This window comes from Microcystis sp. M061S2, assembly GCF_020245605.1.
In the GTDB taxonomy this organism is placed as follows: Bacteria; Cyanobacteriota; Cyanobacteriia; order Cyanobacteriales; family Microcystaceae; genus Microcystis.
Genome location: NZ_JADBUP010000154.1, coordinates 1 through 14242 on the forward strand (window position 1 = coordinate 1; position 14242 = coordinate 14242).

Consider the following 14242-nt stretch of genomic DNA (forward strand, 5'->3'; position numbering starts at 1 on the left):
GGGGGGATCAAAGCCCCTTATCAAGAAGGATCAAAGCCCCCCTTATCAAGGGGGGTTGGGAGGATCAAAGCCCCCCTTATCAAGAAGGATCAAAGCCCCCCTTATCAAGGGGGGTTGGGGGGATCAAAGCCCCTTATCAAGGAGGATCAAAGCCCCCCTTATCAAGGGGGGTTGGGGGGATCAAACTTCCAATTACTCCACAAGCTCCCTCAAAATTACTCAAAACTTCTTGATTAGTAAAGCGGATTACTGTTAATCCATAACCTGATAAAATTTGGGTTCTTTCTAAGTCATAGGCTTGAGCATCTTCCCTATTATGACTATCACCATCAATTTCAATCACTAATTTTAATTCGGGGCAATAAAAGTCAACAATAAATTGATCAATCGGTCTTTGGCGATGAACTCTATATTGAAAATTTTTTAAGTATTCATACCAAAGTTTTCTTTCAGCTTTGGTCATGTTTTTACGGAGTTCTTTAGCTCGTTCTACGAGTTTGGGATTGTAGGGTAGATGATGATGATTGGTTAATTGCATAAGCTTACTTTCTGGTTAGTCATGTTACCGTACTTAGCCCCCCTTATCAAGGGGGGTTGGGGGGATCAAACTTAACGTGATTGCAGTTTTATTTATTAAAAAAAGAAAGATTATTTTTCAACTAATAAGTTTAGCATATATAGCGTTTTCTGTTCGCACGAGGTACATTATTAATGTTGAAAAGCTTAATCAGCAAAGGTTTAACTGTGCCACACAGGGGTGAGAACCGCTATAATATCCCTTATCAAGGAGTCGTAGGCGGGGGGATGAAACTTAAAGCGATTGCGTTTTTTTATTAAAAAATCAGGTGTTATTGTTGATAAGTTTTGCTGTTAGCAGGGGAATTTTGGGGGGCAGTTTTGAGGTTTGATCCCCCCAACCCCCCTTGATAAGGGGGGCTTTTTACTGGTTGAGTTTGATCCCCCCAACCCCCCTTGATAAGGGGGGCTTTTTACTGGTTTAAAATAATTGGTTAATTGCATAGGTTTGATCCCCCCAACCCCCCTTGATAAGGGGGGCTTTTTACTGGTTGAGTTTGATCCCCCCAACCCCCCTTGATAAGGGGGGCTTTTTACTGGTTTAAGATGTATAAGTCTGTGATATATTACAGGTTACAAGTCGCTGCGCGAGAAAAGAGACTCTCTCCCACCCCCTCCCGCTACGTGGCGTTGTTAACCTTCTTTTTGTTAGCTTCGGTAGGTGTGCGTGTTGACTACCCTCTAATAAAAAAGTTAGCTCATCATATCTCAACCATTCTCCGTCCCCGCGCCAACCCACCTCGTCAGCGAATTTTTTATACACATCATAATCGTACTTCCCTGGGACACCACCGCAATCCAGCCAGACTTTTTTCTGCACAGAAAAGCCAAATTTGCCGCCGCTATTATCTACCCAGAGCTTGTCAATGGTGCGTAACTCTTCACAGGGAAAGTTGTTAATGCTTTCTTCATCTAGCCAGCCTTCATCTTCCCTTTTAGCAATTAACAACATTAACCGCGCCGTTTCCTCATCGGCTTCGCGCCATTGGCCATTTTTCAGAAAGGTTTCTAGTTGGGTAAAGAGAGAAGTCTGTCGTTTTTGTTCTAAAAATTCCAAACCTCGACGTTTTTTAACAGGTAATTCTCGATAACATCGCTCCGCTAATCCCTGAGCTTTAGGATTATCTTGATTATAAAAATGAACAATAAAATCAGTCGGATCAATTAATAAAGTGGCATACATAATGCAAGCCTCGTACCAGAGATTTTGCTGCCAATTTTCCTTGAGTAAATTTTCTTGCTTTAACCGTTTAACTTCCAAAGCAATTAAATAGGACTGAAAAAGATTATGGGCAAACTCATAGTATTCATCCTTTTTCAAAATTAACTCACTCACATGAATTAACCGCTCTACAAAATCCTTAGCCGAAGTGCTTTCAGGATAACCCAATTCCTGAATAAAATTTTGTATAGAACTCAGTAATTCCGAATATTCAATCGTGGTTGTATTTCCCATTTTCAGGGCTAACTGTTGCAATACCAGTTGACGATGATTTTCCTCATTGTTATCTAAAATCATATCAATGCCCCTAGCTTGAGGGCGAGTAATCAATTGCAGATCAAAAATTCGGCGAAATAAATCCACTCGTTGCTGAGGTAATTTTTGTCCCGAGCCAAAGTTTGCCCGATGTAACTGTACTATCATATTCAGATTTAAGGGATTTCTCGCCAAGGATAATAGAGTAGAACTTTCCCCAGAATCATCGAGAGCAAATAACTGATTAATTAAATCCTTTGCTTTATTGTCGGCAGCTTCTTGTTTAGCTTTTAAACTTCTGCTAACTCTGGTTTCCTGCTCTTGCCAGAAATACCATTTATAGACAAAATCATGAATATTTTTATCGGTAAATTCATTAATAAACACCTTTTGCCGAGGTTTATGCTCAGAGCTAAACGTTTGATAGCCTTTCGGACGAGAAGTTAAAATAAAATAGTTTTGGCGAAAATCGTGCCACTGTTTGCCAATCCATTGACTGATTTTTTCGGCATATTCGGGTTTAATTTCATCAAAACCATCAAACATCACTAACATTCCCTGACGGGTTAAATGACTTTTAGCCCAGTTCTCAGGTAAATCTAATTCTTGAGAAATATCTTGTTTAAGATGTCGCTCAATTAAGGTTGGTAAATCCAATCCTTCTGTGGTGGTAATCACTTCCTGCCATCTCCGTAAACGTAAAAAGACAGGAATTAAAAAAGGTGCATTTTGTTTCGGTTGTTTTAGAGCGTAGTTATAGGCTAAATGACGCAATAAAGTCGTTTTTCCTCGTCCACCAGGAGCCAGAATTAACAACCGTAAATTTGTCCTCTTTTTAGCCCATCGTAATAAATCCCAAATATCATCCCCCGTACCTTTAGACTCTTCTTCTGAGCGCAGTTCTAATTGACTCAGATCCAAATTAATAAAAATTTCTTCCAGTTCTGGGGTAGAAAAACCAAAGATTGCATCTTCAATCCCTTCAATATCATCATAACGACAATCTGAATCCCGTAATTTAATTAAATATTTCCCGTCAGGATTAGCTAATTGCCAACGTATTTTTTCCAGTCCTTTGTCTAGCCAAACAAAAAAGCTTAAAGCTGTACCTTTACCATGATTTTTACCTTTGGTTCTTGCTATTTCTAAAAACCCTTGACTCCAGGCTGATCCGTAGGTAAAAAAGCCCGTGATGATAAAAGTGACTCCCCCGACAATAATCGCCTTAACCGTGTCATGTTGACTAAGCCAAGTTAAGCCGCCTGTAATGCTACCCCCGATAATTGGAAGGGAAGGAGCGGAGGTTCGGAGTTGATGGGCAACAAAAGCAGTGATTTTTCCCGTCCAAACTTGAGCCTGTTTACTTTCCTGTTCAAAATCTGATTCTTTTTTCTCTTCAGATTCTGATGCTTCCGGCTTTGTGGTTTTATCGTCCATAAACCCCCTTTGATCAACCTCCTCTAATTATATTAGACCCCTTTGGAGTGGTGTTATTGGCTTATACCATTTTTCAAAAAGTGTGTCATACATGGTATTAAGTCAGTGGTTTCAATTAAATTGAAGATAGATTTTGGGTTCGATCCCCCTTGCCCCCCCTTGTGCCGATCCCCCCTTAATCCCGCCTTAATAAGGGGTGTCTGACAATTTTTACACCCACCTACTTAGCGTCAAAATCTCTGTTTATTTTAATAATAATAAACGCTGGGGAGATAAAGTAACAGTCCAAGGCAAAGCTTGCTCCTTAATTTCTAACCATTTATCTTTATATAACTCTGCTTGGATCTGAAAATCTCTGTCATGGTTGGAGGGTTGATTAAGTTTCAGATAGAGAGTCACCCGATGGGGTCCTTCAATGGCATTAGCTAACCAACAGGGAAAAGTATTAATATCGCCTAAATCTCGACCAAAAATAATTTGATGGGCGCGAATTCCCGTATAGGCTAAATAGTCGGGAATTCCCGGGACGGTGTGTAATTTAACATCCCAATCAATGGCCTCCAATTGTTGATTATTAATAATTACAGCACGAGAAAAATTCTTACAGCCAGTAATCTTGGCCAAACTAACGCTATCTGGTCGCTCAAAAATTTTCTGTTTAGAATTATTAGCAATTGTCCGCCCTTTTTCCATAACTAATAAATTCTCACATATTCGATAGGCTTCATCCATATTATGGCTAACAAAAATTGTCACGCCATCGTAATTACTTAAAGTTTTGATCATCTGACGTTCTAATTGAGCGCGTAGATGGGTATCAAGGGCAGAAAAAGGCTCATCTAATAATAAAGCTTCCGGACGACTAGCTAAAGCGCGAGCGATGGCGACCCGTTGTTGTTGTCCCCCCGATAATTGATGGGGATAACGGTTTTCCATGCCGGGTAACTGCACTAATTCCAATTGGTTGACAATCTGCTGTTTAATAACTTTTTTAGATAAGTTTTTCGGGAGACTAAAAGCGATATTTTCTGCCACGGTGAGATGGGGAAAAAGGGCATAATTCTGCACCACAAAACCGATACGACGCTGACGACTGGGGAGATTAATTCCCTTTTCGGAGTCGAAGAGAATGCGACCATTTAAGACAATACGACCCCTTGAGGGCGTTTCCACCCCAGCCAGCGATCGCAAAATGAGGCTTTTTCCCGAACCCGAAGCCCCTAATAGTCCTAATGGCTGATTTTGGCAGTTAAAAGCGACCGAGAGGTTAAAACCGGGTAAATATTTCTCTATATCGACAAATAAGCCTATTTTATCCCTATAATGCTGATTTTCAGCTGCTAAAAGGGCAAAATCGCGACCCTCCCAGGGTGGCAGCCAGTCCTCCATCTCGTTAGGTTTGCTTTCTCCCGGTCGTCCTAATTGCTGTTTGCGTTGACTTTGCCAGAGATTAACGGCGATAATACCCGATAGGGAGATTAACATGATAATAAACACCCATATCCAAGCCTCAGTCATCGCTCCTGCTTCCACAGCGAAGAAAATCGCCATCGGGATAGTTTGAGTTTGCCCCGGAATATTACCGGCTAACATCAAAGTCGCCCCAAATTCCCCCAAAGCGCGGGCAAAAGCTAGGGTTAATCCCGCTAATACCCCGGGGAAGGAGAGGGGTAAAAGTAGGCGCCAGAATATTTTCCCTTCCGATGCCCCCAGGGTGCGGGCAACCTGTAAAAGATTGGCATCTACCTGTTCAAAAGCGCCGAGGGTGGTTTTGTACATCAGGGGAAAAGCTACCACCGTCGCGGTGATGATGGCGGCATACCAAGTAAAAACGATGCGAAAGTTAAATAAGTCTAATAACTGTCCTAATGGTCCGTTTTTGCCGAATAGAAGCAGTAAAATGAAGCCTACCACCGTCGGGGGCAAGATTAAGGGCGCGACGAAAACTGCCTCGATTAGGGATTTCCACCGTCCACGATAGCCTAACATCCAATAAGCGGCGGCAATACCGAGAAAAAAGATGATTATCAGGGCAATGGTGGCGGTTTTCAGGGATATCCATAGGGGGGAAAAGTCGGGCATTGTTTATCTGGCTATTCCGAAGCCGAATTTTTCAAAAATGTTTTTAGCGGCTGCCCTGGTGAGATATTGGGCGAAAGTCTTGGCAGCTTGCGGGTTTTTGCTGGCTTTGATTACAGCCATCGGGTAAATAATCGGAGAATGGAGATTATTGGCAGCCGTAGCCACTACTTTTACTTGGTCGGAAATTTTGGCATCGGTGAGGTAAACAATGCCAGCATCGGCGTTACCAGTCTCTACGGCGGCGAGAACATTACGGACGGAGTTGGCAAAGACCAGTTTTAGTCTTATTTGCTCTAAAATGCCGATATTTTTCAGAACTTCTTCGCTGTACTGACCGACGGGAACGCTGCGCGGTTCACCCACGGCAATTCTTTTGACATTACTGTTAGTCAGGAAACGAAAATCGCTAATTTTTAGGGTGGAATTCTTGGGAACGATTAAAACTAGGCGATTAGTGAGCAGGTTTCTTCTGGTACTTGTATCGATTAAACCAGCTTTTGCTAAAGCGTCCATTTGCTTAGTCGCCGCCGAGAGGAAAACATCGGCCGGCGCACCTTGTGTAATTTGCTGTTGCAAAGCTCCCGACGCACCAAAGTTATAGTTAACTTTAATGTTGCCATGGGCTTTTTCAAACCCCGGCTTGATTTCTTCTAGGGCATCTTTGAGACTAGCGGCGGCGGAAACTAGAATTGTCTGGGTTTGTGCAGTGGCGATAGTAGAGGAAAAAAGGTTTATGCCCGCAGATAATAAGCAACTAAGGGCAATTGAGCCGATAAAAGCCAGAAAATATCGTCTTTTCATCAAGATTGATAGCAAGCGATCGATATTTATACATCTATCACAACCAATCCACCGCCCGAAATCTGTATCTAGGGTTTGCGGCAAAAAGTTTTTCTTGGGGAAGTGGGGAAGTGGGGAATGGGGGGGTGGGGTGTGGGAAGAATAAATAAAAATAATCTCCTGACGACCGACTCCTGACGACCGACTCCTAGAACTTAGGGAATCCTGTGAATTTTGAGGAAATTAGTGCCTTTAGTTTTCTGCATGGGAATTCCCGCCATAATCAGGATTTTATCGCCCGATTGCGCTAGATTTTTCTGAAGTAGAATTGATTCCGTTTGCTTTAACACATCCTCAAAGACGGACACCTGATGATCAAGAAGAATCGGGATCACACCCCAGACTAGATTGAGACGGTGATAGACTCGTTTATTGGGAGTCATGGCAATGACGGGAACCGAGGGACGTTCCTTAGAAGCCAGTAGCGAAGTGTAGCCAGAGGTGGTAAAAGTGACAATATAACGGAGATCAAGGGTTTGATCGATCGCCACTAAAGCCTCACTGAGAGCGTGAGTTTCATCGGACTGATTGGGGGGAACATTATCAAACTTCACATCCGCTTCCACATCATGGGCGATTTTGGCCAACATAGCCACAGCTTTGACGGGAAAATCTCCCACTGCTGATTCCCCCGATAACATCACCGCATCGGTTCCATCGATAATGGCATTAGCCACATCACTGGCCTCGGCCCGAGTCGGTCGGGGATTGTGAATCATGCTTTCTAACATCTGGGTGGCAGTGATGACGGGAATGGTTTTCATGTTGCAGAGTTTGATAATGCGTTTTTGCAACATGGGGACTTTTTCGGGACTTAACTCTACCCCCAAATCGCCCCGGGCCACCATAATTCCGTCACATTCCTCGATAATTGACTCTAAATTTTCGATCGCTTGCGGTTTTTCAATTTTAGCCATCACTGGCATATCTGCATGATTTCTCTCGGCTAAAAATGCCTTAATCGCCTTGATATCTTCTCCTTTACGAACAAAACTGAGGGAAACCCAATCAACCCCCTGAGAAAGACCAAATTCTAGGTCTTGTTTGTCTTTTTCGGTCATGGAAGGTAAGCGCAAATTGAGACGGGGTAGATTGACTCCCTTGCGACTCTTGAGAATTCCTCCCTCCAACACTTGACATTTTAGGTCTTTTCCGTTAATTTCAACGATTTTTAGCTCTAATAAGCCATCATCAAGGAGAATTTGCTCACCTAACTTGGCTTCCTCGGCCAGATAGGGATAATCGATCGAAACGGTGTTCGCTTCTCCCCGATACTCATCCATGGGTACAAGGGTGAGATAATCGCCGTCGTTGATGGTAATGGAACCATTGGGGAGATTACCGACGCGAATTTTCGGACCTTGTAAATCTTGCAGGAGAGTGATAGGATTGTCTAATTCTTGAGAAATTTGCCGTAAAAGGCTAACAACTCTCGCATGATCTTCGTAGCTACCGTGGGAAAAGTTTAGCCGCGCTACATTCATCCCCGCACCGATCATCTGCTTGAGGACTTCTGGCGAATTACTGGCAGGGCCGATCGTGGCTACGATCTTAGTTCTATGGTTAATAATTGACATGGAACCCTTACTGATCGATCTTGGGACGATTACATGATATTCACTTTAGGTTAACTAAAAGTGAAGCGGAAAACAAATTAAGCTTTTCCACAGAGTTGCAATCGCTCCAGGTGGGTGCATCTCATTTTTGTAAATCTACTAAGTTGGGATTTTTAAGGGGAAACTCTCGGCTAAAGTCGGGCGTTACTTGCGATTTTTTCCCTCAATCCAAGCTTTTGGGGGGTAGAACCCTCAAACCCCGGAGCGCATTAGTTTTTCGGTGGGATGCTTACAGGCAGCTGCTGATATATCTGTAATAATTTAAAAGTCACTGATAATTGCTGATTGTCGGTATTTCTGCAAATGTGAGATGCACCCCTCCCGGTCCTCTCCTTCGCCGTCAGTGATCAGATTTGGGTTTTCAGTCAATAGTATTAATACTAAATCCGTTGAGTATAAGCTACATATCAGGATAGGCAAAAGGCAAAAGGCAAAAGGAGGAATAGATAATCAGTCTTTAATAACTGGATTTAGTATAAGTGGCAAGTTGGGAGCTTTCTTTTCACTGATTACTGCTTACTGGACGGCTACGCCGTGCCTTTGGCAACACAGCAAAAAAGCTCCAGCGCTCCCCTGGAGTCTTAACGAGTAATTTTTTAGATAGTCAACAGCTTATATCGCCCGCATTTCCTTATCTTCCTCCACATCGAGAACCCCCGGCACTGCCTTTAAAGACGGGATCAGCGATCGAGGGGCTGAACCGGTAATAATGCCGGAAACCGATAAGATATTATCTACTGTCATACCCAGGGATTGTAAATTATTGGCCACTGTCTGAATATCGCCTAAATGCTGTTCATCGATCGTCACGATAATCTGTTCCATGGCTATTAATGAAAGTAAAAAGATGAGCAGCAGTCAGGAGATGGGAGAGGGGAAGTGGGGAGAATAAATAAAAATAATCTCCTAACTCCTGACTCCTAACTCCTGAATACTGACTGCTAAGGAGATTGGGCTAGTCCACTGCCCACATCAACGGTGGGAATGGACAGTCGCAAGGCTTTCGAGGTGAGTAACTGCCAGAGTTGCGCCCCGCGCACTCCCGAAGCTTGAGCGTGGAGAGCAGCAATCCCGGCCACATGAGGGGTAGCCATGCTAGTGCCGTTAAAAACGTCATAACGTCGGGGCATCGGTACAGAAGAATAGATCGCCACCCCGGGGCCGGCGATATCTACGTTAGCACCTTGGGCAGTACCAGAACCACAGGAAAAAGAAGCTAATCGCAGATTACTATTGATCGCCGCCACGGCCATAATTGAGGGACTATTAGCCGGTTGACCCACAGTACCTGGCCGGTGATTGCCGGCCGCCGCGATAATCAAACAACCATTTTGCAGAGCGCGACGACCGATAGTTTCGTAGGCAGTGGAAGGAGTTGGAACTGTATTGCCCAAAGACATAGAAATCACCGCACAGCGACTGGCGATCGCCCATTCCATGCCGGCGAGAATCCAACTTTGGGAGCCACTGCCAGCATTACTGAGAACTTTGCCCGCATAAATGGTGGCTTCGTAGGCGACCCCGTAGCGGCGACCGTTGACATTTTTAAATCCGCAAGCGGTGCCGATACAGTGAGTGCCGTGACCGTGACCATCCTGCACCGCTTCTCCCGGTACAAAAGACTGACTTTGGATCGATCGTCCAAAAAAGTCGGGATGCTTTAAATCCATACCCGTATCTAGTACAGCCACATTAATGCCGCGACCAGTGCGACCAAGGGAATTGATTACTTTCGTGGCTTTTAATCCCCAAGTGGATTGGGCATCATCGAGAAAGGCTAGGGCTGCGAGATCCTTATCTCCCGGCTCTTTTTTAGCCTTGGACTGTTCATAAAGATGATTGACGGCATCGCGATAACCCTTGAGGTATTCCGAGGATAAACCCTCCTCGATTGCATAGTAAATTCGTTCGGGTTCGATCGCTAAAATTGCCGAACTTTCCCCCGCTATGTTCATGACACCGCTCAAGGCTAAGTCATCCAGGGAAACCACTGCCACCCCCAAAGTCGGAAAGGTTCCCCCTCCCGCCGCATCTAGTTCTGAACTGTCCATGGCCGAATCGGCAAAGTCCCGGGCATCGGGCAAGGCAGATATCCCCGCCACATCTCGCAGGGCGGCGATTCCTTCCGGGGTTGCTCCATCTTGGAAAGTAACAATATATCGCCCCGTGGTTTCTTCATTTGAGGCGGTACTGGGGATAGGAAAACTCGCTTGTCCAGACATAAAAAATACCTCCAAAAAATGGATATTTTGCTAATACAATCACAGAAAAATGGCTTAACCACTAGCCTTTTTATCGAAGATTTTTCAATCATCAACCACTGGTCTAACCATCCTTTAATTGTTCAGGATGGTTCGGCAAAAGATGAGTTAGTTAATTACCCACCCTCAAAATGTTCACGGTTTGGGAAACCATTTTCCTAAGTTCACTTCGGTCTCTAAGTGCCGTTGTTTCTGGACTCCAGCCCTGGCGGTGTTAAATTTTTTCTAGTAATTCAGGCTCTGGGAAACAACGGAACTAGGTTAGGGAATCTCAATCAATTTTTTTATGTATTTGGGCTTAAACCGATCATATAAGTTTAAAACCCTCACCTTATATTTAATCGCTATTAAGCTGTGTTTTTTTCCTGGGATCAGCCTAACATTACCTCAAGGATTTTGGTTAAAAAATTTACAAATCTTTGACAATGCTTGGCAGCACGGGGAAACAAAATAATACTTATGTTCTAACGGCAACCCTGAATGATTCAGTCGGAAAACTGGCTTTCACGGTAGGATAAACTAATAACCATCTCCGCTCTTCGGCGTAGCTCAGAGACCACTCGTTTAGATTTCCTTATGACCAACACATTAGACGATAAAGCCATAGTCAAGGACTATTTTAACGCCACAGGATTCGATCGCTGGCGCCGGATTTATGGGGATGGCGAAGTTAACAAAGTACAAAAAGATATTCGCATCGGTCATCAACAGACGATCGATACCGTTATCGGTTGGTTAGAAAGTGATGACAATTTGCCCAATCTCTCAATCTGTGATGCCGGTTGTGGAGTCGGTAGTCTCAGTATTCCCCTCGCTAAAGCGGGCGCAACTATTTTCGCCAGTGATATTTCTGAGAAAATGGTGACAGAAGCCAAGGAAAGAGCAGCCAAAGAGTTAGCAGATACCAGTAAACTCACCTTTGCCGTTCAAGATTTAGAAGCATTAACCGGCCAATATCACACAGTCATCTGTCTTGATGTTCTCATTCACTATCCCACAGAAGAAGCATTAGGAATGATTAAACACCTGGGATCCCTAGCTCAATCCCGTTTAATCCTCAGTTTTGCCCCTAAAACCTGTTTATTAACCATTCTCAAGAAAATTGGTCAATTTTTCCCCGGTCCGAGTAAAACCACTCGTGCTTATCAACACAAGGAAAAAACTATTGTCGCCGCTCTCAACGAAAATGGCTTTAAAATTGAACGGACGAGTATGACTAGCACTCGTTTCTATTTTTCCCGTATCCTCGAAGCTGTCCGCAGTGAATAAAGAATGGCAGTCACCACCAGCAAATTAATCGAGTGGAAACAGCAAAAACGCGCGATTGTCACCCTCACAGCTTGGGATTATCCGATCGCGCGACTGCTCGATCGAGCAGGAATTGATATTATCTTGGTAGGTGATTCCTTAGCTATGACCGCTTTGGGCTATCCTACCACTTTACCGATCACCCTCGAGGCGATGATTCACCATGCGGCGGCCGTGTCTCGTGGGGTAAAACAAGCTTTAGTTGTCTGTGATTTGCCTTTTCTCAGCTATCAGGAAAGTGTCAGTCAGGCAATTCACTCCGCCGGAAGGATGTTAAAGGAAGCGGGAGTACAAGGGGTAAAATTAGAGGGAGGTTATGCCGCTATGATCGAGACGATTAGCCGTTTAACCGAGATAGGCATCCCTGTTATGGGTCATATCGGATTAACTCCCCAGTCAGTCCATCGCTTAGGATACCGTCAGCAGGGAAAAACCCCATCGGATGCACAAAGACTAATCGAGGAAGCTTTAGCCTTGGAGAAAGCGGGAGTATTTGCCCTGGTTTTGGAACATATTCCCGCCAATTTAGCCGCTACTATTACCGATAAATTGACTATCCCGACGATTGGTATCGGTGCGGGGGAAGATTGTGATGGTCAGGTGTTGGTAACGGCGGATATTCTAGGATTAACCGAAAAAGCTCCCCCTTTTGCCAAAGTTTATGCTAATTTAAGCGAGACAATTACAAAAGCAGTTATAGAATTTGCCAAGGATGTGAGGAGAAATGAATAACGGCGAAAAAGCTACCTTTGGGGCCGGCTGTTTTTGGAAAACCGAGGACGCATTTCGGCGTTTACCAGGAGTTTTAGCCACTTCCGTGGGTTATATGGGGGGACATTTTCCCAATCCTAGTTATCTCGATGTCTTATCGCGAATTACCGGTCATGCGGAAGTGGCACAAATTGAATATAATCCCCAAGAAATAAGCTACGAGGCGTTATTAGCCGTTTTTTGGTCAATCCATGATCCGACTCAGTTAAATCGCCAAGGACCGGACCGGGGAGAACAATATCGATCGATTATTTTTTATCACACCCCGGAACAAAAGTTAATCGCCACTGCTTCCAAGCGTCAACTACAACTATCGGGAAAGTTTCAGCAGGATATCGTTACTTTGATCGAACCCGCAGGAGATTATTATCTGGCCGATCAGTCCCATCAACAGTATTTCGAGAAAAAACAGGCTCGATCGGTCGCGGATTTGCAGAAGAAAATATAAAGACAGGTTCGGGGTATAATGTAAAGTTGCTTTCGCAGGAGATCAGGAAAAATGCCCGAGGCGGTCGGAGTCATTCAAACGTTGGGTTTTCCCCCCGTTTTAGCGGCGGCGGATGCCATGGTTAAAGGGGGACGAGTCACCCTAGTTTATTTCGATCTAGCGGAAAGGGGCGAATTTTTGGTGGCGATTCGCGGTCCGATTTCCGAGGTTAAACCGGCAGTAGAGGCAGGATTAGCGGCAGCGATGACCGCTTTTGGTGGCAATGTGGTCAGTCATTACATCGTACCGAATCCTCCAGAAAATGTACTGGCGGTTTTACCAGTGCAGCATACGCCTAAGTCAGACCGTTTTCGCAGTTAATTTCCCTAGCGATTTGCCCCAAACTAGACTATAGTTAAAGACTGGAAAATAGATTGGATTCTATCAATTGAACTTATCTGATTTTTGTTATTAGGAGTTAATTTATGACAGCCCAACCCGCGGTGGGATCGATCGAGACCAAAGGTTTCCCCGGTATTCTAGCGGCCGCCGATGCGATGGTAAAAGCAGGACGGATCACGATTGTTGGTTATTTAAGGGCAGGAAGCGCCCGTTTTACCCTCAATATTCGTGGGGATGTACAGGAGGTAAAAACCGCTATGGCTGCCGGCATTGAAGCCGTCAATAAAACCGAGGGGGCAGCTTTAGAAACCTGGGTAATTATTCCCCGTCCTCACGATAACGTGGTGGCTATTTTACCGATCGATTATAGCGAGGCAGTGGAACCTTTTCGCGCCGCCGCCGACGGTGCGATGGCACCAATCCGTCGTTAATCTTCAAGGTCAATTTTTTGTTACTGGTTGGAACTTGTCTAGTTCCAACTTAGTTTTTAATGATGATTTAAGTTTTAGTTAAAAAACCGAATTTGATAATTGCTGCAACAGTTGCACCGATAACAGTGACTATCAAAGCCCATATTTGAGCCGTTGCCCTTTCTTTCAAGTCTTTGAGTTGGGAAACTTCGGCCTCTATTTGTTGACGTTTGATGATTTTTTCATAAAGAACATATTGGCCCAGCGCGTTTTTTAAGTCTTCGACTTCCGATGTTCCGATAAAGCTTTTAATTTCATAGGATTCATTGGCAACAGCTAACCATCCTTTGATCGCATCTTTTAAGTTATGAGTGACTTCTTCTAGGCTATCACCTTCCGTGATGCAACCTGGAAGGGCTGGAACTTCTGCCCAATAACCGCCTTCTTCGGCAGGATGAATAATCGCTTTAATTTTCATAGCTGACTTGGGTTATCAAGAGTTTCTAATCTTCTTCTAATATAGCCTGAATTTTTGCTAATCGTTAGTTAATAGAAGTTATCCAAGAAACGGGAAACGCTATCACGTCAAGGGTTTCGTTATTGTCAAACATTTCTAGGAGATAACCTGCTTCTGG

Annotated in this window: 13 protein-coding genes; 5 read left to right on the forward strand and 8 right to left on the reverse strand. The window is 44.2% G+C overall.

Features of this window, described 5'->3' with window-relative positions; all coding sequences use genetic code 11:
* Positions 1 to 136: 136 nt before the first annotated feature.
* The 7 genes from IM475_RS22120 to IM475_RS22150 all read right to left on the reverse strand — a co-directional run bounded on the left by IM475_RS22120 (position 137) and on the right by IM475_RS22150 (position 10250).
* Complete coding sequence (locus tag IM475_RS22120) at positions 137 to 538, reverse strand: endonuclease domain-containing protein (RefSeq protein ID WP_287729149.1); 402 nt, start codon at positions 536 to 538, stop codon at positions 137 to 139.
* Positions 539 to 1117: 579 nt separating this feature from the next.
* A complete protein-coding gene (locus IM475_RS22125; protein WP_287729150.1) occupies positions 1118 to 3490 on the reverse strand; it encodes a GUN4 domain-containing protein in 2373 nt (790 codons plus the stop codon).
* 243 nt (positions 3491 to 3733) lie between these two features.
* Entirely contained in the window at positions 3734 to 5572 is a 1839-nt protein-coding gene (gene modB / locus IM475_RS22130) for a molybdate ABC transporter permease subunit (RefSeq protein ID WP_287729151.1), read from the reverse strand.
* A 3-nt stretch (positions 5573 to 5575) separates the two neighbouring features.
* Positions 5576 to 6373, reverse strand: coding sequence for a molybdate ABC transporter substrate-binding protein (modA, locus tag IM475_RS22135; protein ID WP_287729152.1), 798 nt, complete (start codon positions 6371 to 6373; stop codon positions 5576 to 5578).
* A gap of 194 nt (positions 6374 to 6567) precedes the next feature.
* A complete protein-coding gene (gene pyk, locus IM475_RS22140) occupies positions 6568 to 7989 on the reverse strand; it encodes a pyruvate kinase (protein WP_287729153.1) in 1422 nt (473 codons plus the stop codon).
* Positions 7990 to 8640: 651 nt separating this feature from the next.
* Entirely contained in the window at positions 8641 to 8853 is a 213-nt protein-coding gene (locus IM475_RS22145) for a hypothetical protein (protein ID WP_287660413.1), read from the reverse strand.
* 116 nt (positions 8854 to 8969) lie between these two features.
* Complete coding sequence (locus tag IM475_RS22150; protein WP_287729154.1) at positions 8970 to 10250, reverse strand: S8 family serine peptidase; 1281 nt, start codon at positions 10248 to 10250, stop codon at positions 8970 to 8972.
* Between the two features lie 615 nt (positions 10251 to 10865).
* On the opposite strand from IM475_RS22150, the gene bchM reads away from it, so the two are divergent.
* From bchM to IM475_RS22175, 5 genes are all read left to right on the forward strand, one after another.
* Positions 10866 to 11558: a magnesium protoporphyrin IX methyltransferase gene (gene bchM, locus IM475_RS22155; RefSeq protein WP_008200421.1), complete on the forward strand. Its 693-nt coding sequence runs from the start codon at positions 10866 to 10868 to the stop codon at positions 11556 to 11558.
* A 3-nt stretch (positions 11559 to 11561) separates the two neighbouring features.
* Positions 11562 to 12329 carry a 3-methyl-2-oxobutanoate hydroxymethyltransferase gene (panB, locus tag IM475_RS22160; protein WP_287660410.1) on the forward strand — a complete coding sequence of 256 codons (768 nt, stop codon included), beginning with the start codon at positions 11562 to 11564 and terminating at the stop codon, positions 12327 to 12329.
* Positions 12322 to 12816: a peptide-methionine (S)-S-oxide reductase MsrA gene (gene msrA, locus IM475_RS22165; protein ID WP_287729155.1), complete on the forward strand. Its 495-nt coding sequence runs from the start codon at positions 12322 to 12324 to the stop codon at positions 12814 to 12816. Before panB ends, msrA begins: the two co-directional genes overlap by 8 nt.
* Positions 12817 to 12867: 51 nt before the next feature.
* Positions 12868 to 13176, forward strand: coding sequence for a carbon dioxide-concentrating mechanism protein CcmK (locus IM475_RS22170; RefSeq protein ID WP_002732196.1), 309 nt, complete (start codon positions 12868 to 12870; stop codon positions 13174 to 13176).
* A gap of 104 nt (positions 13177 to 13280) precedes the next feature.
* Positions 13281 to 13628 carry a carbon dioxide-concentrating mechanism protein CcmK gene (locus IM475_RS22175; RefSeq protein WP_002733188.1) on the forward strand — a complete coding sequence of 116 codons (348 nt, stop codon included), beginning with the start codon at positions 13281 to 13283 and terminating at the stop codon, positions 13626 to 13628.
* Between the two features lie 67 nt (positions 13629 to 13695).
* Here IM475_RS22175 and IM475_RS22180 read toward each other — a convergent pair whose 3' ends face one another.
* Entirely contained in the window at positions 13696 to 14085 is a 390-nt protein-coding gene (locus IM475_RS22180) for an element excision factor XisH family protein (RefSeq protein WP_110579683.1), read from the reverse strand.
* Between the last annotated feature and the right edge of the window lie 157 nt (positions 14086 to 14242).